At 60.3% G+C, this 21,786-nt stretch carries 23 protein-coding genes; 8 read left to right on the forward strand and 15 right to left on the reverse strand.

Going from position 1 to position 21,786, the window contains the following annotated elements:
• Nucleotides 1-47: 47 nt before the first annotated feature.
• From MKI86_RS19590 to MKI86_RS19620, 7 genes are all read right to left on the reverse strand, one after another.
• On the reverse strand, nucleotides 48-968 hold the full coding sequence (locus MKI86_RS19590) for a DMT family transporter (RefSeq protein ID WP_241604453.1): 921 nt from the start codon (nucleotides 966-968) through the stop codon (nucleotides 48-50).
• A gap of 64 nt (nucleotides 969-1,032) precedes the next feature.
• On the reverse strand, nucleotides 1,033-1,425 hold the full coding sequence (locus tag MKI86_RS19595; RefSeq protein ID WP_241604455.1) for a Rid family hydrolase: 393 nt from the start codon (nucleotides 1,423-1,425) through the stop codon (nucleotides 1,033-1,035).
• Nucleotides 1,426-1,472: 47 nt separating this feature from the next.
• A complete protein-coding gene (locus tag MKI86_RS19600; RefSeq protein ID WP_241604457.1) occupies nucleotides 1,473-2,207 on the reverse strand; it encodes an SDR family NAD(P)-dependent oxidoreductase in 735 nt (244 codons plus the stop codon).
• A 24-nt stretch (nucleotides 2,208-2,231) separates the two neighbouring features.
• Nucleotides 2,232-3,047 (reverse strand): pyrroline-5-carboxylate reductase, encoded by an 816-nt coding sequence (gene proC, locus MKI86_RS19605; RefSeq protein ID WP_241604459.1) that lies wholly within the window; start codon nucleotides 3,045-3,047, stop codon nucleotides 2,232-2,234.
• A 10-nt stretch (nucleotides 3,048-3,057) separates the two neighbouring features.
• Entirely contained in the window at nucleotides 3,058-4,362 is a 1,305-nt protein-coding gene (locus MKI86_RS19610; RefSeq protein WP_241604461.1) for an acetoin dehydrogenase dihydrolipoyllysine-residue acetyltransferase subunit, read from the reverse strand.
• 14 nt (nucleotides 4,363-4,376) lie between these two features.
• A complete protein-coding gene (locus MKI86_RS19615) occupies nucleotides 4,377-5,354 on the reverse strand; it encodes an alpha-ketoacid dehydrogenase subunit beta (RefSeq protein ID WP_241604463.1) in 978 nt (325 codons plus the stop codon).
• Nucleotides 5,354-6,325, reverse strand: coding sequence for a thiamine pyrophosphate-dependent dehydrogenase E1 component subunit alpha (locus tag MKI86_RS19620; RefSeq protein ID WP_241604465.1), 972 nt, complete (start codon nucleotides 6,323-6,325; stop codon nucleotides 5,354-5,356). Before MKI86_RS19620 ends, MKI86_RS19615 begins: the two co-directional genes overlap by 1 nt.
• 262 nt (nucleotides 6,326-6,587) lie before the next feature.
• On the opposite strand from MKI86_RS19620, the gene MKI86_RS19625 reads away from it, so the two are divergent.
• From MKI86_RS19625 to MKI86_RS19655, 7 genes are all read left to right on the forward strand, one after another.
• Entirely contained in the window at nucleotides 6,588-7,628 is a 1,041-nt protein-coding gene (locus tag MKI86_RS19625) for a transporter substrate-binding domain-containing protein (protein ID WP_241604467.1), read from the forward strand.
• A 70-nt stretch (nucleotides 7,629-7,698) separates the two neighbouring features.
• Nucleotides 7,699-8,859, forward strand: a complete 1,161-nt coding sequence (locus MKI86_RS19630) for an amino acid ABC transporter permease (RefSeq protein WP_241604469.1) — start codon at nucleotides 7,699-7,701, stop codon at nucleotides 8,857-8,859.
• A gap of 10 nt (nucleotides 8,860-8,869) precedes the next feature.
• A complete protein-coding gene (locus MKI86_RS19635; RefSeq protein WP_241604471.1) occupies nucleotides 8,870-9,982 on the forward strand; it encodes an amino acid ABC transporter permease in 1,113 nt (370 codons plus the stop codon).
• Nucleotides 9,983-9,993: 11 nt separating this feature from the next.
• Nucleotides 9,994-10,734 carry an amino acid ABC transporter ATP-binding protein gene (locus tag MKI86_RS19640; RefSeq protein ID WP_241604473.1) on the forward strand — a complete coding sequence of 247 codons (741 nt, stop codon included), beginning with the start codon at nucleotides 9,994-9,996 and terminating at the stop codon, nucleotides 10,732-10,734.
• A 121-nt stretch (nucleotides 10,735-10,855) separates the two neighbouring features.
• Nucleotides 10,856-11,590 (forward strand): GntR family transcriptional regulator, encoded by a 735-nt coding sequence (locus tag MKI86_RS19645; RefSeq protein WP_241604475.1) that lies wholly within the window; start codon nucleotides 10,856-10,858, stop codon nucleotides 11,588-11,590.
• Nucleotides 11,591-11,764: 174 nt separating this feature from the next.
• Nucleotides 11,765-12,478, forward strand: coding sequence for an SDR family oxidoreductase (locus MKI86_RS19650; RefSeq protein WP_241604477.1), 714 nt, complete (start codon nucleotides 11,765-11,767; stop codon nucleotides 12,476-12,478).
• A 29-nt stretch (nucleotides 12,479-12,507) separates the two neighbouring features.
• Nucleotides 12,508-13,044, forward strand: a complete 537-nt coding sequence (locus MKI86_RS19655) for a hypothetical protein (RefSeq protein WP_241604479.1) — start codon at nucleotides 12,508-12,510, stop codon at nucleotides 13,042-13,044.
• 19 nt (nucleotides 13,045-13,063) lie between these two features.
• Here MKI86_RS19655 and MKI86_RS19660 read toward each other — a convergent pair whose 3' ends face one another.
• The 7 genes from MKI86_RS19660 to MKI86_RS19690 all read right to left on the reverse strand — a co-directional run bounded on the left by MKI86_RS19660 (nucleotide 13,064) and on the right by MKI86_RS19690 (nucleotide 19,928).
• Entirely contained in the window at nucleotides 13,064-14,353 is a 1,290-nt protein-coding gene (locus tag MKI86_RS19660) for an NAD(P)/FAD-dependent oxidoreductase (RefSeq protein ID WP_241604481.1), read from the reverse strand.
• A complete protein-coding gene (locus MKI86_RS19665) occupies nucleotides 14,346-15,095 on the reverse strand; it encodes an ABC transporter ATP-binding protein (RefSeq protein ID WP_370880022.1) in 750 nt (249 codons plus the stop codon). Before MKI86_RS19665 ends, MKI86_RS19660 begins: the two co-directional genes overlap by 8 nt.
• Complete coding sequence (locus MKI86_RS19670; RefSeq protein ID WP_241604483.1) at nucleotides 15,019-15,849, reverse strand: ABC transporter ATP-binding protein; 831 nt, start codon at nucleotides 15,847-15,849, stop codon at nucleotides 15,019-15,021. The genes MKI86_RS19665 and MKI86_RS19670 overlap by 77 nt, the downstream gene beginning before the upstream one ends.
• Complete coding sequence (locus MKI86_RS19675; protein ID WP_241604485.1) at nucleotides 15,846-16,841, reverse strand: branched-chain amino acid ABC transporter permease; 996 nt, start codon at nucleotides 16,839-16,841, stop codon at nucleotides 15,846-15,848. The genes MKI86_RS19670 and MKI86_RS19675 overlap by 4 nt, the downstream gene beginning before the upstream one ends.
• Nucleotides 16,841-17,791: a branched-chain amino acid ABC transporter permease gene (locus MKI86_RS19680; protein ID WP_134646273.1), complete on the reverse strand. Its 951-nt coding sequence runs from the start codon at nucleotides 17,789-17,791 to the stop codon at nucleotides 16,841-16,843. The genes MKI86_RS19675 and MKI86_RS19680 overlap by 1 nt, the downstream gene beginning before the upstream one ends.
• A 122-nt stretch (nucleotides 17,792-17,913) precedes the next feature.
• Complete coding sequence (locus tag MKI86_RS19685) at nucleotides 17,914-19,023, reverse strand: branched-chain amino acid ABC transporter substrate-binding protein (RefSeq protein WP_241604487.1); 1,110 nt, start codon at nucleotides 19,021-19,023, stop codon at nucleotides 17,914-17,916.
• A 131-nt stretch (nucleotides 19,024-19,154) separates the two neighbouring features.
• On the reverse strand, nucleotides 19,155-19,928 hold the full coding sequence (locus MKI86_RS19690) for a GntR family transcriptional regulator (RefSeq protein WP_241604489.1): 774 nt from the start codon (nucleotides 19,926-19,928) through the stop codon (nucleotides 19,155-19,157).
• Nucleotides 19,929-20,040: 112 nt separating this feature from the next.
• Here MKI86_RS19690 and MKI86_RS19695 point away from each other — a divergent pair, with 112 nt between their 5' ends.
• Nucleotides 20,041-20,799 carry a pyrroline-5-carboxylate reductase family protein gene (locus tag MKI86_RS19695; RefSeq protein ID WP_241604492.1) on the forward strand — a complete coding sequence of 253 codons (759 nt, stop codon included), beginning with the start codon at nucleotides 20,041-20,043 and terminating at the stop codon, nucleotides 20,797-20,799.
• Nucleotides 20,800-20,819: 20 nt separating this feature from the next.
• Here the strand turns inward: MKI86_RS19695 and MKI86_RS19700 are convergent, their stop codons facing one another.
• Complete coding sequence (locus tag MKI86_RS19700; RefSeq protein WP_241604493.1) at nucleotides 20,820-21,680, reverse strand: hypothetical protein; 861 nt, start codon at nucleotides 21,678-21,680, stop codon at nucleotides 20,820-20,822.
• Nucleotides 21,681-21,786: the final 106 nt, after the last annotated feature.

Consider the following 21,786-nt stretch of genomic DNA (forward strand, 5'->3'; position numbering starts at 1 on the left):
GATTGTGCAGGCGTCGCACTGCTGCTGGTGGTTTGTAGAAGGCATCGTCATGGCAGGCGGGCCGGCAGATCGGCCTCGGGCACCGCCTCGATCTTCTGCGCCTTGCGATGCGAGATGAAAAGACCGGCAACGACGATGATCGCTGATCCGACAAGCATATTCGTCCCCGGCACATCGTCGAAGAAAATGAAGCCGAACACCATGCCCCACAGCAGCAACGTGTACTGGAACGGCGCGAGAATGGAGACAGGTGCCAATTTCAGCGACCGCGTGACGACGAGGTGGGAAAAAGCGCCGATTACGCCGAGCAGCAGCATCGAAGCGCCCTCTGTAAGGGTGAAGGGCCGCCAGTCGAAAATAGAAGCGGCTCCGGCGAGAAGGAATGTGGCAAGTCCCTGGTAGATACCGAGGGTCGCGTCGCCGGTTTGTGCCAGAGACCGGTTGAGCACCAGGGTCAACGCATAGGCAAGACCACCTGTCAGCGCAAACCAGGCCGGCGCGGAAAACGCGGATGCCGAAGGATCGAGCGCGATGACGACACCGACGAAGCCGATGAGAACCGCAGTCCAGCGCCGCCAGCCGGCGCGCTCTCCCAGAAGAAAATGCGAGGCGACCGTCATGTAGATTGGCCCGGCCATGTAGAATGTCATGACATCGGCAAGCGGCAGGTAGATGACGGCCGCGTAGAACAGCGACGTATCGAGAGTGATGAGCAGCGCTCGCACCATCTGCACGAACGGCCGGTGCACATTGTGAAAGGGCCTCTCCTGCTGCTGGCGCACCAGCGGTACGAGCACCATGAAAGCGCCAATAGCACGGATCGTCAGGACCTGCGCCACGCCGAAACTGGCAACCAGCATCTTTGCGACGACATCGTTCAACGCAAAGAGAAAATAGCCGACGATGACGAGGATAATGCCAACGGTCATGGCATGCCGGTTATCGGGATGAAGAAGGTTGCGAAGCATGCCGGGCGCCTGTCAGACGGCTCAAGGAGTGAAAGGCCGCCGGTTCATACCGGCGGCCGATCGGTCACGCGCCGCAGCCCACGACAGCGGTTGCGGAAATCTCGACCTTGACGTTCGGTACTGGGAACTGCACGACAAGCGCCGCATTGGTCGGTAGGATGTCGCCGAAAATTTCCTTGAGCGTCGGGCCGATGGCCGCAAACACCTCGGCGGAGGTCACATAGGTCGTGATCTGGACGACATCCTTCAGCGAGGCGCCGGCCTTTTCAAGCCATGGCTCGATGTTGCGGATGACCTGGCGGAGCTGTTCAACCGGATCGGAGCTGCATTCACCCGTCTGAAAATTGATGCCGACCGTGCCAGACACGTAGACCGTATCGCCCACCTTCACACAGCGGGAATAGCCATAAGCTTTCTCAAACGAGGAACCGGAGGAAATGTTGATGCGCTTCGTCATTGTCTCAGCCTTTCATGCCTGAACCAAAATGGTTCGATAGGGAAATGTCACCAGGTGTAGCCGTTGGCGATCCAGCCGCCATCGACGGGAAGCACGATGCCATGCACCATCGAGGCCTCGGGCGAGGAAAGGAACGCAGCCGCCGCTGCGACTTCCTGCGGCTCGGCGATGCGGCCAAGCGGTGTGCGGTTGCGGACGCCGGCCATGTTGTAGATGCCTTTGTCGATGAGGTCCTGCACCATCGGCGTGCGCACGCCCGTTGGCGCCAAAGCGTTGATACGGATGCCGAGCGGGCCCCATTCGGTCGCCAACGACTGCATCATGTTATGAACCGCTCCCTTTGAGGCGCAGTACGCCGTGCGCTTGGGCGCGCCGACGGAGCCGTATACGGAGCCGATGAAGACGATGTTGCCGCCGCCGTTCTCGCTCATGTACCGGGCTGCGCTCTGGGCCGGCAGGAAGCTTCCGAGCACGTTGACGGACATCATGCGCATGAAAGCGTCTGCTGCCACATCCAGCGCCGGCTCTACGGCGACAATCCCTGCGGCCGTAACGAGGGTGTCGAGCCCGCCGAAGGTTTCGACGGTGCGGGCAACAGCCGCATCGACATCCACCGGGTTCGTGACGTCGCCTTCAATGGCCAGCACGTCAGCCCCGAGCTTCTCACGTGCTTCGGCAACGCCGGCGCGGTCCAGGATGCAAACCTTGTCGCCGCGACGGATGAAATGTTCTGCCGTGGAGAAACCGATACCCTGCGCGCCGCCTGTTATGAGGCTGATCATTACTTTGTCCTTCCAGATTGACTGTCAGTTGGATTTGCCAAGTTCAATGCTGCGGTCGCGGGCTGCTCGCGTGGCTTCCGCCACGAGTTTCCCGGTACGCTCATCGCTCATGAAGACATTCAGGGCCGCTGCCGTCGTGCCGCCTGGGCTTGTGACCTGGCGGCGCAGCGTCGTCGGATCGACGTCAGCCTCCATGGCAAGGCGGCCTGCCCCGCGCACCGTTTGCTTTGCCAGCAATGCAGCGGTTTCCGCCGGCAGGCCAAGCGATACGGCGGCCTCTGTCAACGCCTCGATGAAGTGGAAGACATAGGCCGGTCCGGAGCCCGAAATTGCCGTTACCGCATCCATCTGCGCTTCGTCGTCGATCCAGGCGACCACCCCCGAGGTCGTCAGCAGCGACGCCACAAGGGTTTTCGCGGCAGCCGAAACGTCATCGCACGCGTAGAGAACCATCATGCCCTCGCCTATGGCAGCTGGCGTGTTCGGCATGCAGCGGACAATGGAGGAACCGGCGGGAAGACGCTGCGCCATGGATGCCGTGGTTACGCCAGCTGCGACGGAAACGAAGGTCGCACCCGGCGCGGCAAATTCCGCACAGCCCGCCAGAACCGTTTCGACGAGCTTCGGCTTGACAGCGACAAACACCACATCGGGCGCTAAATCGTGCGGTAGATCGCCCAAGTGCGAGACGGCAACGGCACCCGCCGCGGCCGCACGATCACGAAGCGCATCGACCGGTTCCACCACATAAGCCGAGGGCATCGGGTCTTCGCGAAGCCAGCCGCGCAACATGGCAAAACCCATATTACCGCAGCCGACGAGGAGGAGCGTGTGGGACATGAATCGCTCCTCAAACACTCTTGATCAGGGCACTGATGATGCCGAGCGAAAGATCCGGCGCCTCGAGCTGCGGCACGTGACCGACGTCGGGCAGAAAGTGCAGACCGACATGGCCGGGTGCCTGCAAGGCATCGTGCCAGTCGAGAACCCGGTCCTTGCGACCCCAGATGATCCGCGTCGGGCATTCCAGGCGATGGAGGGCCGCCACAAGATCGAAGCTCTGCGTGCCATCGGCAAACAGCGTCTCGCCCATGTAGGATTGCGCGGCACGAAGGTTCCCGTCTGCGCGCGCCGCAAAGGCGGCGTTGGCGAAGGCGGGATCGACGAGCTTCTGATCATGCACCATTACCTTCAGCCAAGCTGCAAGGCTGTCGGGCCGCGAGGCGCGGGCAATACCTGAGATGAAGTCACCGTTGACCTTGGGGCCGAGACCGCCCGGTGCAAAGAGCGTCAGAGAGGCCAGCTTGCGGGGCCGCGTATCGGCAAGGGCAAGGGCAAGCGCGCCGCCCAGCGAATGGCCGATCACATGCGCGCCGTCGATGCCCAGAGTATCGAAGGCGTCGCGGACCTCCCGCACCAGATTGGCGAAGCTTCCGATCTGCCGCTTCGGCGAAGTGCCATGGTTCGGCAGATCGAGACGGTAAACCGGATGGTCCTTCGCCAACTGACGATCGAGCGGATACCACGACAGCGAGTCGCTGGCGAAACCGTGGATCATGAAAACGGGCGTGCCGTCTTTGGCACCGCTGCGATGCACCTCAAGCGGCCCATTTTCATCGGCGGGCAGGCCTGCCGACACCGGCGTGGCAAATGCCGGCACACTTTGCGATGCCCCGGAAACGTCACGCAATTTGATGCGGCCGGACGGGCTGGACGCTCTCACGGCGCGAAGATCGACGCCGGCAGCACTGGCCGCCCGACGCGCTGCGGGACTTGCAATTATGCGCGCGGAGAACGCTGCCGCACGCGGCGCCTCCGCGGCACGTTCAGCCACCATCATCGCCGGTGCCGGCGCGGATGACAGACTGGAACCCTTTACCGGCGCATCATCGCCATCATAACCAACATCTGAGCTATCCTTGCCGATCAGGCACAGCACGGCCGCAGCCGGTACCTCGCTATCCGCCTCGGCGAAGATGGCGCTGACCACGCCGGCACTGGGCGCCTCAATATCGACTGCCGCCTTGGCGGTTTCGATGGTGAGGAGCACGTCGCCCTCCGCGACCGTATCGCCAACGCCGACGCGCCACTCCACGATCACAAACGTTTCCATGTATTCGCCGGCGACTGCGCCCGCGGTTATCGGCGTTGCCATATCTGTCTCCCGGCCTATGCAAGGGCCTTTTTCGCCGCTGCAGCGATCTTCACCGCGTTCGGCAGCACGGCCATTTCCAGCGGCTCGGAATAGGGAATTGCCATATCGGGCATCGCAACGCGCGCCACTGGTGCATCGAGATCATCGAAGCAATGTTCCATGATCGTCGCTGAAAGTTCCGAGGCGTAGCCGCAGAAAGTCCAGCCTTCATTGACGACCACCGCGTGGTTCGTCTTGGCAATGGACCGGCGGATCGCATCGAGATCGAGTGGGCGCAGCGTGCGCAGATCGATCACCTCAGCCTCTATGCCATCCTTGGCGAGCAGCTTGGCCGCATTCTCAGCCTCAATGACCATCTTCGAAGAAGCGAAGATCGAGACATGCTTTCCTTCCACGACGGTTTTCGCCTTGCCGATCGGCACGAGCACATCGTCACCGTCGGGCACTTCACCGCGCGTGTTGTAGAGCAGCTTGTGCTCAAGGAAGACGACAGGCTGGCGATCACGTATGGCCGATTTCAACAGGCCTTTCGCATCCGCAGGCGTGGCCGGCGCGACGACCTTGATGCCGGGAATATGGCAGACCATGGCATCGAGGCTTTTGGCGTGTTGCGCACCGGTGCCCACACCACCACCACCTTGTGTGCGCAGCACGAAGGGAATATCCACCTGCCCTTCCCAGAGATAGGTGAAGACCGAAGCCTGATTGACGAGTGCATCAAGCGACAGCGGCAGAAAATCGGCATACATGATTTCGAGGACTGGACGCGTGCCGGACATGGCGGCCGTGACTGCCATGGCCGTGAGCGCCTGTTCGGAAATCGGCGTGTCGCGCACACGCGCATCGCCGAACTCATCACGCAATCCCTTGGATACTTTGAAGACACCACCGTATCGCCCGATATCCTCGCCGAACAGGAACACGCTCGGATCGCGCTGCATCTCCTCCCTTAGGGCGGCGTTCAACGCTTCTGCATAACGCATCACGGTCATTACTTGGTCTCCGAATAGGCGGCCGAGGGGGCATGGATTTCAAAGGTCGGGAATGGGTCGGAGAGCGCGGTCTCGAAAGCCTGTGCAACTTCCGCGCGGGCGGCAGCCTCGATGGCGGCAACCGTGTCGGCGCCCACCAATGCCGAAAGCTTCTCGGCCGAAAGCTTGATCGGGTCACGCTCTAGCCAGGGCGCCATCTCCTCTTCAGACTGGTAACCGCCCATATCCGATGTGGAGAAACCCTTCACGCGATAGGTCTTGGCTTCGATGAGGGTTGGGCCGTCGCCGCGGCGCGCCCTTTCGGCGGCAGCGGCAACGGCGCGGTAGACGGCCTCGGCATCGTTGCCGTCGACGATTTCGCCAGGCATCGCATAACCGGCGGCGCGGACGCTCAGATCCTCGACAGGCGACTGCACCTCCTGGCGCACTGTCAGGCCGTACTGGTTGTTCTCGAGCACGAAAATGACGGGCAGCTTCCAGAGACCCGCCATGTTCATCGCCTCGTGGCAGATGCCTGTCTGGGCCGCACCGTCTCCAAAGACCACCATCGAAACGCGGTCCTGCTTGAGGATCTGCATGGACAGTGCCATGCCCGTTGCGGCTGGAATACCGGCGCCGACAATGGCATTGCCGCCGAGCATGCCCGTCTTGACATCGCCAAGCAGCATGTGTCCGCCCCGTCCCTTGCAGTATCCGGTCTCGCGACCGAAAATCTCGGCAACGATACCGCGCGTCGTCAGACCCTTGCCGACATAGACATGGTGGCCGCGATGGGTGGTGCAGACATAATCGTCGGCCCGCAGCGCCGCGCAGGCTGCAACGCCCACGGCCTCTTGGCCATCGCAGCGGTGGATCGGGCCGCGTGTCTTGCCTTCCTTGGCATAGGCGCCAAGCACTTCTTCCAATTCACGCGTCACCACCATCTTGTGGTGGATGTCCTTCAGTTCGTCCGTGGATGGCGCGTTTATCATCTTAATCCTCGTGACCCTTAATTTGTTATAACACGTATCATAATGCAAAATCGGCGCAATTCGTTTTTTTACGCAAGTGCCAAAATTCAACCTGAAACCCTCCAGAAAACGGCATAAATCGCGTATAATCATTTACTTATAAGATTCTTCCACCCGCCACGGGAATCATCTGGACAAATTACAAACCGCGATCATTATATAACAAATAACTTTTGACAGCCGGGTGGTCCGGTTTGTCGGCATCAGCAAAAAAGGGGAATCCATGTCTATCAAGTCGACACTTGTCGCCGCACTCGCGGGTACGGTTCTGCTTTCGGTCACACCGGCCCATGCGGAATTCGGCGACACCCTGAAAAAGGTGAAGGAGCGAGGCGCCCTCGCCTGCACCGGTCATAACGGCTCCTACATGGGTCTTGCCGAAGTGGACGACAAAGGTAACTGGAAAGGCTTCGACATTGACCTGTGCCGCGCCGTTTCCACGGCGATCTTCGGGACCTGGGAAGGTCACGTCGATATCAAGCCGACCAGCTGGGCACAGCGCTGGCCTTCGCTCCAGTCGGGAGAACTGGATCTTGTCATCAAGTCATCCGGCTGGACGTTCAGCCGCGATACCGAAATCCGCGCACAATTCGCGCAGCCCTACATGATGGCCGCGATTCACTACATGGTGCGCAAGGACCTGAACATCACATCTGCCAAGGATCTCGACGGTGGCACGCTTTGCCTTCCGACCGGCACCACCATGGAGCGCTACGCCGTAGAGCACGAGGCCCAGAACGGCTACAAGCTGAACGTCGTTCCATTCGAGAAGACGGAAGAAGCCAACGCCGCTTTCCTCGCCGGTCGTTGCGACGCCATGATGGAGTGGGATCTGCAACTCGGCGTCCTGCGCGCTACTGAGGCCAAGAACCCGGACGAATTCGTTATCCTGCCGGACGTTCTGTCGGCCGAGCCCGTCGGTATCGTCATGCGCCAGGGCGACGACAATTGGGTTGATATCGCCAACTGGGTGCAGACCGCCCTTCTGCTTGCCGAACAGGCCGGCGTGACGAGCGAAAATGTCGATGAGATGAAAGCCAACCCGCCGACGCCCGCCATCGGCAAACTTCTGGGCGCAACGCCCGGCATGGGAGCGCCGCTAGGGCTCAATGATGACTGGGGTTACAATGTCATCAAGACTGTCGGCAACTATTCCCAGATATGGGACCGCAACATCGGCAAGGACTCGCCCTATAAGGTCGAGCGCGGTGTAAACGCCCTGATGAAGAACGGCGGCATCCTCTATCCGCTCGTTCTCGACTGATCCTTCTCCCAAGGCTGGTCGCCGGCGCGTCACGCGTCGGCGACCGCGATGACAGCGGAGGGGTGTTCCGATGCAGATGTTCAGAAACAGAAAAACGCGCAGCCTCGCCTATCAGGTGGCGTTTCTCCTCATTCTCGCTCTCGTCATCTTCGGCGCGGTGCATGAGGCCTCGACGAAGCTTGCCGCCCAGGGCATGACCAGCGGTTTCGATTTCCTTCAAAAGTCGACCGGTTTTCGGATCGGCTTCTCGCTCATCCCGTTCGATCCGTTCGAAAGCTACCTTCGGATGCTGTGGGTCGGCATCGTCAACACGATCTTCCTCGGTATCCTGAGCATCGTCCTGGCCAATATTGTCGGCCTGATCATCGCCGTCTTCCGAATTTCGTCCAATGGCGTACTCAATGATATCGGCACTCTCTATATCGAGACGTTTCGAAATGTGCCGCTCATTCTCCAGGCCTTGTTCTGGTATGCGGCGCTCACTCATCTGCCGCCGACGAGACAGGCTTACTCCGTCTTTGATTCCATCTTCCTGTCCGCCCGCGGCGTGTTCGTGCCCAGCCTTAACGTCGGCGGCCAGTGGTTTGCCGCCGTGGCGCTGGCACTGCTGTTCGGCCTGTCGCTGCTTGCCTGGTTCTCCATGTCGCGGCGCTTCAAGCGTATGAAGAACCGTGGCGTGCTGCAGCTCGGCATTGCAGGCCTAACGCTTGCTGTCATGGTCGGCATTCTCGCTTATGCCCGCGAACCCGGATCGGACATTTTCTCCGTACCAGAGCTGAAAGGCCTGAATTTCCGCGGGGGCATCACCATTCCGCCAGAACTCTCGGCCCTGGCGATCGCCACCGCAATCTATGGCGGCGCCTATATTGCAGAGGTCATTCGCGCCGGTTTCCTGTCTGTCGGCAAGGGCCAAGTGGAGGCTGCGCGCGCGCTTGGTCTCGCTCCCTGGCATGTCTTTTCCCGCGTCCATCTGCCGCTCGCCATCCGCGCCGTGCTGCCGACCCTGATCAACCAGTATGTCTGGCTTTTCAAGGCAACAACACTCGGCATTGTCGTCGGTTTCGCGGACTTTTTCTCGGTCATTTCGGTTTCCATCAACCAGAGCGGCCAGACGCTGGAACTGATCGCCATATTGATGGCCGGCTTCCTGATCATGAACAACACGCTCTCCTTCGTCCTCAACCGCGTCAACAAGGCGATTGCCCTCAAGGGCACGCAGTTGAGAACCTGAGGAGAGCGCCATGACAGCCGTTTTCGACGTGAACACACACCCGCAGCCCCTCAATGCCGGCTTCCAGCCTGACGGGCTGGGCGCGCGCCTGCGCCGTCGTTATTTCCGCACGCCCGGCAACGCCATGATTTCCCTAGCGGGCATGGCAGCCCTCCTATATCTCGTCTACTACGCGCTCGACTGGGCGGTGCTGAAAGCAGTGTGGGCTTCGCCCGACGGCACGTCAGCCGTCTGCCGCGACATCGCGGGCGCCTGCTGGGCCGTTATCCAACAGCGCTGGCGCATCATCATCTTCGGCCTGTTTCCCTATGACGAACAGTGGCGCTCCATGCTGGCGTGCATTGTCATGGTGGCGACGATCGTGCTGTCATGCCTGCCTTGGTTCTGGAAACCGCTGCGGCTCTCTACCCTCTGGTGCGCCGGTTTCATCACTTTCTATGTGCTGATGCGCGGCGGCCTGTTAGGCATGCGGGTCGTTATGCCGGCCGACTGGGGCGGGCTGACACTCACGGTGTTCTTCTATGCCGCCGGCGTCCTCATCGGCATGCCCATGGCTGTTGCCTTGGCGCTGCTTCGTCGATCCGAAATGCCGCTCGTTTCAAGAATGACCGGTGCACTTATTGATGGTGTCCGCTCCCTGCCGCTTATCACCATCCTGTTTACGGCCGCGCTCATCTTCCCCTTCGTCCTGCCGGATTGGCTTCAAGGCGACAAGATCTGGCGCGTCATCATTGGTTTTGCCCTGTTCTTTGCCGCCTATCAGGCGGAGATCATCCGCAGCGGCATACAATCCATCCCTGTTGGCCAGGAAGAGGCTGCCAAGGCGCTCGGACTGAGCTACTGGCATCGGATTGGCCGCATCATCTTGCCCCAGGCCTTCCGCAATGCTTTGCCGCCGACGATCAACCAACTCGTCATCACCTTCAAGGAAACGTCGCTGATCGTCATCATCGGCTTTTTCGATATCCTCGCGTCGGGCAATGCCGCCTATGGCACCGGCGAATGGTCCTTCGCCTATTTCGAGGTCTACATCTTCGTGGCTCTCGTCTACTTCGTGTTCGTCTTCAGCCTTTCCCGCTATGGCGCCTATCTCGAACGGCGCATGCGTTTCGGCCAGCATTGAAAGAAACCCTCATGAGCGAAGCCGCAATACGCATCACCGGCATGAACAAGTACTACGGCAAGTTTCAGGTCCTGCGCGACATCAACCTCGATGTCCGCTCGGGCGAGCGGATCGTCGTGTGCGGACCATCGGGCTCCGGCAAGTCGACACTGATCCGCTGCATAAACCGCCTGGAAGAACACCAGCAAGGCCGCATCGACGTGCTGGGAACGGAGCTGAATGACGATATCGGCAATATCGACCATATACGGCGCGACGTCGGTATGGTCTTCCAGCACTTCAACCTGTTTCCACACCTGACCGTGCTGGAAAACTGCACGCTTGCACCGACCCTTGCCCGCAAGGTTCCGGTCGAGGAAGCCGAAGCGACCGCCATGACCTATCTGAAGCGCGTGCGCATTCCCGAGCAGGCATTGAAGTTTCCGGGCCAACTCTCGGGCGGCCAGCAGCAGCGCGTGGCCATTGCCCGCGCGCTTTGCATGAAGCCCAAGATTCTACTCTTCGACGAACCCACATCGGCCCTCGACCCCGAGATGATCAAAGAAGTGCTCGATGTCATGGTTGAACTCGCGAACGACGGGATGACCATGCTTTGCGTCACCCACGAAATGGGCTTCGCGCGACAGGTTGCCGACCGGGTTATCTTCATGGACAAGGGCGAGATCGTCGAAGAAGGCAGACCAGCCGAACTCTTCGACAATCCGAAGAACGAACGCACCCGTACCTTCCTCAGTCAGGTACTCAGCCACTGAAAGGGGGAGAGGTGCCTAACGCCCCTTTCCGTCCACCAGCAATCACGTGTAAAGTGGTGCATCAAATAACAATACACGCCTCAGTTATCCGGCTTGAGGCGTCTTGGGTGCCGGCGACAATATGAACAAGACCAAGACCGCAGACGCATCCTTCACCGGTATCGATCTGGCGCCGATCGGTCGCAGCGAAACGCTGGGCCAGCAGGTCCGCACCCAGCTCGGCAGCGCCATCATGGCCGGCCGCTTCAAGCCGGGTCAGAAACTCACCATTCGCGCCGTCGCCACGGCGCTCGATGTCAGCCTGACGCCGGCCCGCGAAGCGCTCTACAATCTCGCCGCCGAGGGTATCCTGGAAATGCGCTCGAACGGCTCGGTCTATGTTCCGACTCTGACGACGGAACGGATAATCGAGCTCACGAAGATCCGTGCGGCGCTCGAAGGGCTGGCCGCCCGCGAGGCCGCCTTGCGCATCACCGACGAGGAAATCGAACATATCATCGAAATCAACGACCTGATGGTCCAGGCAAACGAGCGCAAGGACTATGCCCAGGTCATGGAGTTGAACTGGGAATTCCACTTCGCGATCTATCGGGCCAGCGGGATGAATGAGCTGGTGAGAATGATCGAGAAACGCTGGATGATGAACAGTTCGTATCTCAACGTCATCTATCCCCGGTTCGGTCAGATCGAGCAGGGCATCAACAATCATCACATGATGGTGCGCGCACTTCAATCACGGGACCCCGAGCGCCTCGCCAGCGCTGTCGTCGTCGACATCAATTTTGCGGCCGATACGCTGGTCGACATGATAAAGGCGCAGCTGAGTACGGAGCGGCGGCAGAAGGCCGCGCGTTAAGCCACTGAAAGGCCGGGTGTACTGCGCAACCGCCAGACGACTGTCCAGGCGCCGCTTGTCCCGCGATTCCAATTTTCTCAAGAAAAGCCCGGATGTCCAATCTCATCCTTGACGCGAAAAAATGCATCGCGTTAAATGTTACAACAAATAACATCTACCTCCCGGAGGAAGCGAATGACGGCAACAGCAGTTGTAACCGGCGCGACGGGCGGCATAGGCGATGCAGTCACCAGGCGGCTGGTCAGCGAGGGTTTTCGCGTCATTGCGGTCGGCACCCGCCGCGCGGCCCTCGATGAACTCTGTGAAAGATATGGCTGCGAAGGCATCGCTGCCGATATCGGTGACGCGGCAGCCATCGAGGCAGCGCTTGCAGGATTAAACGCGGATGTTCTCGTCCACGGCGCCGGTATCCTCGGCCCGAACCTGCCCATTCACAAGACACCTGCTGAGACGATTTCCCAGTTGATCGCCGTCAATCTCACCGGCCTCTTCAACGTGCTGCGCGCAGTCGTCCCCGGAATGGTTGAAAGACAGCGCGGAACCATCGTGCTCCTTGGCTCGATCTGCGGCAATGTCCCCGGCGCGGGGCCGGGCGCCTACAGCGCTACCAAGGCTGCCATGCAATCGATTGCCGCCAACCTGCGCTTCGAGCTTCAGGAAACACCCGTCCGTGTCGGCGAGATCCGCCTCGGTCGCGTTCGCACGGGCATCCACAACCAGCTCGATATGGATGCCGATTTTTATGACGGCTATGAATGCATCCTGCCCGACGATGTCGCCGCGACGATCTCGCATATGCTTGCAACCCCGCCGGTCGTCGACCTCTCCATCGTCGAGATGCTGCCCACCAGGCAGGTCGTCGGTGGCACCCGCTTCTCGAAAAGCTGATCCCTCTTCCCTCTAAGAAAGGCCTTGTCATGTGCAACGGCACCGCCCACCACAGCACCATCAACTACACGACTATTACGCTCGACGAATGCCTGCCGCTCGCCCAGCGCCTGCAAGGCGAAGGCAAGCCCTGGCATTCGCATGTTCTGTCCCCCGGCTGCCGGTTCAACCCTTTCGACGGCCGTTACGCCGCGGTAGTCGAAGATGACGCGATGCATACGGCTTACATCGCGCCGTCCGACGGCTTCCCGCAGGTCGACAAGCAGCTTGTAAGGATGCTGCATGGCGACGACATTCTCGACGCCGGCCACCCCTCGAGCGCAGAGGAAGCGCTGCTTGATGGCTCGCCGCTCCTGCGCCGCCTCGTGGAGATCGACGACGCCGGCAAGGTGTGGCACCACCACATGAACTTTCCGGACTGCGCGCTGAATCCGCATCGCGGCCGCTGGGCGATCATGATCGAGTGTAGTGATGACCAGTTTTCCGAAAGCTACGACGACGAACCGCGCGATATCCTGCGCGCCATCGAAGTTCGTTATTTCCGCAATCTCGATAAATCGGGCTGAGTTCTGCCCACAGGCGCGCTCAGGCGCGCCTGTCCTTCAGGCGGTTCCAGGCATGCATGCGATTGGCGACCTGAACGGCGACAGGATGAAAGGCAATCGGCTGCATTGACGTGACAGGAAGTGGCATGTCCGCGTCCGTCCGCCGACCCGTCGCCCAACGCCCCATCTCTTGCCCCAGCGCCATGGAGAGCGCGACGCCACGTCCTGAATAAAGCCCCCCGAAGACGAGGCCGGGCGCCAACCGATAAAGATGCGGCTTCAGATCCGGCACCACCGCAAAGGTACCACTCCAGTATTCCGTAATTCGAGGCTCGCCGCCGAGCGGCTTAAACGTGCCCGCCAGCATCCGCGCCACCTTGGCACGACCGCGCCTGTCCTCGTCATGCCAGAACGTGTGCGTCGCACCGCTGACAAGCCGGCCATCGCAATCGTAGTGAAAATAGCGCAGGTCGTTGTGCATGTCCGAGACGGCAGGATTACCGACGAGGATTTGCGCCTTGATGTCGTCAGCCAGTGGCTCGGTCGCCGCCTGAAAGACCTTCATCGGAATCAGCGTGCGTTTCAGGCCCGGCCAGAGATCATCCGTCAGCGCGTTTGTGGCGAGGACGACTTCGCGCGCAGTGACGCTGCCCGCTGCCGTATAGACCCTCCAACCGCGTTCAGCCTTCTCGAGGCGAAGACAGCGCGTATTCTCGAATATGTGCACGCCTTCGCGCTCGATGGCATCCGCCAGTCCCACTGTCATGGCGAAGGGATTGATATGCCCCGAATTGTGAACCATCCATCCGCCGAGATAGCGGCTTCCCACGCGACGTGAAACCTCGTCGCGGTCGAACCACGAAACATGTGCGCCAAAAGCCCTCCACTCATCATGGAACTGCCGCGCGCGGGCATGTGTCGCCTCGGTATGAGCGGGCTGTATCCAGCCTTGCTGGACCTGATGCGCATTGATGCCGAAACGCTGCATCAAGCCAAAGGCCACATCCGCTGCGCCCGCGACGAGCGTGTTGAAACGATCGCCATGGATCTTGCCATAAGCCTTCTCGAGTTCCGACGGCGAGGCCTTGGAATGGTGCGAAATGACGAGGCCGTTGTTGCGTCCGGAAGCGGCCGAACCAATCTCGTTACCTTCAAGAAGCACGACGCCGGCGCCGCTGTCACGAGCACCGAGCGCCGAGGCCAGGCCGGTAAACCCACCACCAACGACGAGCACTTCGGTTTCGATATCGCCGGTCAATGCCGGAGAGGTTTTACGGGCCACTGTCGTCTTCCGCCACAGGTGCGGAGTCTTCCAGTCGACCTCAAACATGAATGGTGTCCTCGGTCGCTCCGCCGAGATAGTGCTCGCCAAGCGCCGAATGCTCCGCCATTTCCTGCGCCGGGCCGTGTAATTTTACCCGGCCCGTATTCAGGAGGTAGCCGTAATCGCCGCATTCCAGCGCAAGCTGGACATTCTGTTCGACGAGCAGGATCGACATGCCGGTTTTCGAAAGGTCGAGAATAATGCGGAAAATCTGGTGTACGATCTTCGGGGCCAGACCGAGCGACGGCTCATCCAGCATCAGGAGCTTCGGTTCCGCCATCAGCGCGCGGCCAATCGCCAGCATCTGCTGCTGACCGCCGGACATCCGACTGGCCATGCCGTTGCGGCGTTCCTTCAATACGGGGAAAAGTTCGAACACTTCGGAACGCAACGTCTCAAAGCTTTTGCCGGCACGGCCGATATGTGCGGCGACCAGATTTTCCTCGACGGTCAGACGCTGGAAGATCTGCCGCCCCTCTGGGCAATGTGTCAGCCCCAGGCGCACGACCTGCTCCGGCCGTGCACCAGTGATGTCGCGCCCTTCAAATTGGATCGAGCCTGCCGTCGGGCGCGCAACGCCTGAAATGGAGTTCAGGAGCGTGGTCTTGCCGGCCCCGTTCGGGCCAAGAATGACTACGATCTCGCGGGTGTCGACCTCGAGATCGACGCCTTCAAGAACGCCGACGCGCCCGTATCCCGAGCTGAGCCCGGCGATCCTGAGCAGCGGCTCTGATGTCATCGATGTCATTGTCAGTCCCCAGATAGGCAAGTTGAACGTCGCTGCTCGCCTGAACTTCAGCGGGCGTGCCTTGGAAGAGAAGTTTACCGTGGTGCATGACCACGATGCGGTCGCAGAGCGTCATCACCAGGTCCATGTCGTGCTCGACGACCAGCATGATCCGTTCGGGCGAGCGCAGTTCGGCGAGCTTTGCGGTCAATTCGGCGGTCTCATGATGGTTGAGCCCGGCGGCCGGCTCGTCGAGCAACAGAACCCGCGGCTTCATCGCCAACGCCCGGGCGATCTCCAGCATGCGCTGGCGGCCATAGGGAAGGCTGCCAGCCTCAGCATCTGCATAGCCCTCGAGCCCGAAGAAGCGCAGGATTTCCATTGCGCTTTCGCGGCGCGCAGCGGCACGTTCTCGGCCATAGGGTGGCCAAAGCACCTCCCGCCAGGTGTTATACACTTCGGCAGGATAGGCGCAGACCTCCAGGTTCTCGAGCACCGTCATCTGATCGAACAGCCGGATATTCTGATAGGTCCGCGCGATGCCCGAATTGGCGATCTGGTGCTTCTTCATCCCGTCGAGGCGACGTCCATCCAGCGAAATGGAGCCGTCCGAAACGGAGTAGGAACCGGCTGTCATATTGATCAGCGTCGACTTGCCGGCACCGTTCGGGCCGATCACGCCGTAGATGAGGCCGGGCGCGAAGTCCGTGGAGACATCGTTGATCGCGACATTGGCGCCGTATTGCTTGCGCAGGTTTTTGAAGACGAGTGTCATTTGCCGAAAAGCCCCCGAATGAGTTTTTCCGGGCCGAAGGTTCGCGGCACGATGCCAGCCGGGCGCACAATGATCAGCACGACCATCAGGATGCCGAGGAAGAGAATACGCCATTCGGCGAATTCGCGCAGCAGTTCCGGCAAGAGGATGAGAATGGCCGCTCCTGCGACGATGCCGAGGATGTTGCCGATGCCGCCGATGACGATCATCAGAACGATCAGGACAGATTCCTGAAGCGTGAAGCTTTCCGGGCTGACGAAACGCTGCGATGCCGCGAAGATCGTTCCGGCGATCGCGCCGATGGTCGCCGATGTGGCGAAGGCAGCCAGCTTGGCATTGGTCGTGTTGATGCCAATGCCGCGCGCGGCATCCTGGTCCTCGCGGATCGCGGCCCATGCCTTGCCGAGGATCGAACGTTCAAGGCGCCAGACGAAAAGGCCGACCAAAAACACGGTGACGAGGAGCAGCCAATAGATTTCCACCGGCCGCGCAATTTCGACTCCGAGAATGGATGCCTTGTCGAGGCGCGCGATGCCCTTCGGCCCACCCGTCAGCCAGTCGACATTGTTGATGACGATACGGATGATTTCGCCAAAGCCGAGCGTGACAATGGCGAGGTAATCGCCCCTCAGCTTCAGCACGGGGATGCCGAGAAGGATGCCCGTGATCATGCCCAGCACGGCGGCAATGCCGACAATGAGAAGGAACGGCAGATGAAGATCGAGCTGCGGGCTTGCCAACAGCGCATAGGTGTAAGCACCGACCGCATAGAAGGCCACGAAGCCGAGATCGAGAAGCCCCGTATAGCCGATGACGATGTTGAGACCGATCCCCAGCAGGATGTAGATGAGCAGGCTGTTGACGACGCGGATATGATAGTTTGGCAGGAACGGCGTTGCGGCCACGAGTGCGACGATGGCCGCAAGCACGAGAATTGCGACGAGACGCGAGGCCTGCGGTTTTGCGGATGAGGAAATGCCGGCGACGGACATCAGAACTCCCTCTTATAGACCATGCTTTCCTCGGATACGGGCTCACCGAGAATGCCGGCGGGCTTTACGAGAAGCACGAGAATGAGAATGGCGAAGGACAGAACGTCGCGATATTCCGTACCGAGAACTCCATTCGTAATAAGCGGCAGCAGCGCGGTCCCGCCAACTTCCACGAAGGCCAGGATATAGGCACCCAGCATCGCACCGGGGATGGAGCCGATGCCTCCGAGAATGGCCGCGGTGAAGGCCTTGAGCCCGATGACGGCCCCCATCGTCGGCGACATGATGCCGTAGTAGCTTGCGTAGAGAATGCCACCGGCCGCACCGAGCAGGGGACCGGAGAAGAACACCGCCGAGATGGCGAGGTTGACGTTGATGCCGAGCAGCTGCGCCGTCGGACGGCTCTCGGAAACGGCGCGCACGATGATGCCCATGCGGCTACGGTTGACCAGCGTATAGAGTGCGAACATCAGGACAAAGGCGGCGACGAGAATGCCGATCTGGACCGACGTTACCGTGCCGCCCATGAAGTCGTAGCGTGTTGCCGGGAAGAAGCTCGGAAACGCAACGGGTTGCGGGCCAGCAAGGATCTGAACGCCTGTAACAAGTGTGAGCGAAACACCGAGTGACGACAGCATCGGCGCAAGCCGCGTCGAGTTGCGCAACGGCTTGTAAGCCAGCCTCTCGATGCCGACACCGAAGAAACCGACGGCAATCACGGCGCCGAAAAATGCCAGTGTGAGGCCGAAGGCGCCGACCGCTCCGATGTCGCCGACGAACACCGTCAGCACGAGGAAGGCGGCATACGCCCCGAGCATGAACATTTCGCCATGAGCAAAATTGATCATGCGCAACACGCCATAGACCATTGTGTAGCCGAGCGCGATAAGTGCGTAGATCGAGCCGATGGTCAGAGCGTTGACTGTCTGTTGAATAAAGGTTCCCAGCATGGATGTCCTGCCCGGAAGAGTTCGCAGCAATCGCGGCGAACGGGAATGGGTGCGCGGCGGCGGCGCTAGATCGCCGGCCGTACGGCGGAGGGCGGGCCGGCTCTGAAGCCGGCCCGAAACCGTTACTTGGAGCCGGCCAGTTTGAAGTCGTTGCCTTCCACCTTGTAGAGGTAAGAGGGCGCAACTTTCAGCTCGCCAACGTCGTCGAATTCAAGTTCGCCAACCGCAGTCTGAACTTTGACCGCATGCAGCGCATCGTTGATTTCCTCACGCGACAGCCCCTTGGTCGACTTCAGCACCGCTTCGAGGATCTGGCCGTGGACATAGCCGTAGATCGAGTACGGGCCAGCTTCCTCGCCATATTTCTCCTTGTAGAGCTTGGCGAATTCGGCAATGGCCGGGGAGGCATCCATCGGCGGAACCTGAATGGCGACCATCGTGCCCTGAACGTTGGCTTCGCCTGCCTGCGTGATGAAGTCAGGCGTATATCCGCCGTCGGGCACCATGAGCGACGCAGTTACACCCTGCTCGTGCATCTGCTTGGCGAAAAGCGCGATCTGCGGCATGACGGCGCCGACATAGATGACATCGGGCGATTTCGCCTTGATCTGTGCGAGCACGGAGGTGAAGTCCACGTCTGTCGGTGCAACAGCGAGCGTGTCGAGCACCTGACCACCGCCGGCCGTGAAGTTCGTTCCGAAGATTTCGGAAATGCCCTGACCGAACACCTGCTTGTCGCTGACGATGACGGCGGTCTTGGCATTAAGCTTCTGCAGAGCATATTCAGCAGGCAGCAGTGCATTTGCCAGATCGTTTGCGACCGGGCGGACCATGAACTTGTAGCCCTGCTTGGTCAGATCCGGGTTGGAGCCGAACGTCATGGTCGGCAGCTCGCAATCCTCGTAGATCGGAAGCGTTGACTGGGCGACGCCGGAATTGAAGTTCACCAGTCCGATGACGACGCTCTCGTCATCGCAGAATTTCTGCGCAACGAGTGTGCCTTCACGCGGGTCGGCCTTGTCGTCCTGCTGGTTGTACTTGACCGTCACGCCGTTGACGCCACCCTCGACGTTCAGCTTGTCCCAGTACAGCTTGAAGCCGTTGTGCCAGGTGTTGCCGAAATAGGCCTGCGGGCCCGACAAGGGAGCAGCGAGACCGACGGAGATTTCTTCGGCGAAGCTCGGCGTGGCAAGCAGCGAGACGCCGAGGCAAAGTGAGGCAGCGATTTTCATGTGAGTTCCCCTGTGATGGACGCTACGCGAAATGTCGGCCGGCCGTTCCGGTCTCTTGCCATGCACATAAGGAAGCAGACATTTAATGCGACGTCAACAAAGTGTCGACACTATTGCGTTCAATTTTTGCATTAGATGCCTTTTGTCCTCCGCCGACCTCGCGGCGGCGCGGCCGGATCCTGCGATGTGTAGACCTTTAGCAAGGCGTCCTTCAGGGCATCCTGCGTTGCCGAAACGGACATTTCGATATGGTCACGCAATAACGTCATTCCGCGTTCCGAATCCCGCCGCACGGCGGCTGCGACGATTTCAGAATGGGATGAAACCTGGCGCGGATCATGGGTGCGCTCGATCTGGATACGCCGTATGAAACGAATTCGCGCATTGATCGCAGCAAGCTGGTTCACCAGTTCGGGATTGCCTGAAAGCTCGGCGATCAGCAGATGAAAGCCCTCATCCTTCGCAAGAATCTCATCCGGCGGATTGTCTTGGTAGCCGTCAACGATGCTGGCCCAGTAGGCCGTTAAACGGCCGATTTCTGAGTCATCGGCCCGTTCGCACATCAGGCGGAACGCCGCGCATTCGATAATGGAGCGCAATTCGTAGAGATCGATAAGGCCCTCTGTAGACAGACTGCGCACGAAGAAACCGCGGTTCGGCGTCAGCGATACAAAGCCCTCAGAGGCAAGCCGGTTGAGCGCTTCGCGGACAGGCGTGCGGGAGACGCCAAGACTGCGCGAAAGCTGCACCTCGTTCAACCGCGCATCGGGCTTGAGCTTGAATTCGACGAGAAGCTGGCGGATCGTGTTATACGCACGCTCGCTGCTGTCGGCGGATCGACGGCTGTCCTGCTCGGATTCAACCATCGACGTGTCTGCCGCTTCCAAATCGATTCTTTCCGTCATGGCGCTTCCTGCGTCTTGTCGCTTGCAATAATAGTGTCTACAGTTTTGTACAATATTTTTTTCTCAACTTCGCGTCGATGGCAAGCCGCCGTCATCACTTTGGAGGCGAACAGTGATTGTCGGCATCATCGGCGTTGGTCATCTCGCAGCTTCGATCCTGTCAGGCCTCTTAAGAGCAGGCGTTGAACCGGCCTCCATTCTCCTTTCCCCACGCGGTCAGGCACACGCGCTCTCCGCGCGCTGGGGCATTCCCCTCGCCGTCGATAATGACGACCTTGTGACTCGCGCGGACATTGTGCTGCTTTCCGTGCGCCCTGTCGATGCGCCCGCCGCCATTGCCGACCTTCCCTGGCGCGCCGGCCAGACGCTCGTGTCGTTTTGTGCCGGTGTGACGATCTCTCATCTTGAAGCAGGCCCCGCTCGCGTGATGCGCGCCATGCCGCTGACAGCCGCCTCGATCAATGCGAGCCCGACCGTGTGCTTCCCGGCTGTCGAACGGGCTATCGCGGTTTTGAAAAAGCTTGGGCCTGTTATCCCGCTTGGCAGTGAAGATGAGTTCGAGATCGCGACTGTCAACGCAGCGGTCTACGGCTGGGCGCAGGATCTCATCCGCCAGTCTGCCGACTGGGCAACAGCGCAGGGGGGGGATGCGGTGGCGATGCGCAAGCTGGCCGCGCTGACCTTCGTCGCAGCCGGTCGTCTGATCGCGGAAACCGACAGGCCGATGGAAACGCTGATCGGCGAATTGGTGACGCCCGGTGGCATCACGGAACTGGGACTTGATGTCCTGGCAAGCGAAGGCCAGCCGCAGGCGTGGCAAGCCGCCTGCGACACCGTTCTACTGAGGTTGTCCGGCCGTTCAAAGGCCTGATGGTAGAGAAATGACCGCCCTCAATCGAGAGCAGCGCGGAACGCTTCGTTGAGATCGTTCCATGGGATCAGCAGATCAAGCCAGGCGCCAATCCGGCCTGCGACAAGGATTGCCTCATCGACGAGGGCCGCCAGCGGCACATCCGTCTGCGTTGCATCGCGCAGGGCGAAAAGCAGGGCCGGCGTCTCCTCCATGTGACAGAAGTCGCGCAAGCGCGTCGCTGTTTTGTCGAGTGTGATCGCCATGGTCTGCCGAAGCACGGCGTCATCATATTGAGATTGGCCGGCGCGAACCCACCAGAGCAGTTCGTGCAGGACACGGGCCTCTGCTTCCGCCGCGAAGACCGGGCCGGCAGGATGCATGATCGCGCGCGATACCGTCAGGCGCGCGATATCGTCAGGCATGGCATCCCACAACGTCTTTCGGCGCGACACAAGATCATCAGGCAAGAGAGATGAAGCCGCAACCGTCGCTTCGGTCTCCTCCCCCTCTGCTAGGGCAAGCGTTCCCTCGATGATCCGATGGCCTTGCTCGTTCTTCAGCATTGCAGCGAGTTCCGCGATACCGTCTACCGGTGCGTCTAGCTGCCCAAGCACGGTGATCTGCGCGTTCTCCGCCTGCAAGGGGGCAAACGTGATCTCCAGGAACTGACGGACGGGCCAATAGATAAAAGCACCGGCCTGCGCGTCGAGGACGTGGGTTGCGCCTTCCACATCCTCGACGAACGGCGCATGCCAGTAGATGTGGCTGCCGGCGATTTTCGGCGTGTGCAGCTGAAGGCGCAGAGGCAAACTCGCAAGCAGTGCCGTGCGTGTGCGGGTCGCATTTCCGCTCAGACGAATTGGCCAGGCCCGACCTTCTGCCGTGAATGTAAGTTGCATTTCCCGTTCCCTTGTTCCCGAAGTGCGGCACCGCCGACACTCGTACTTCAACTTAATACAAATGTGTAGACACTTTTAAGCGCAGTGCTGCAGATCCCGGATTTTG

The sequence above is a fragment of the Shinella sedimenti genome (assembly GCF_022601905.1).
GTDB classification, from domain to species: domain Bacteria; phylum Pseudomonadota; class Alphaproteobacteria; order Rhizobiales; family Rhizobiaceae; genus Shinella; species Shinella sedimenti.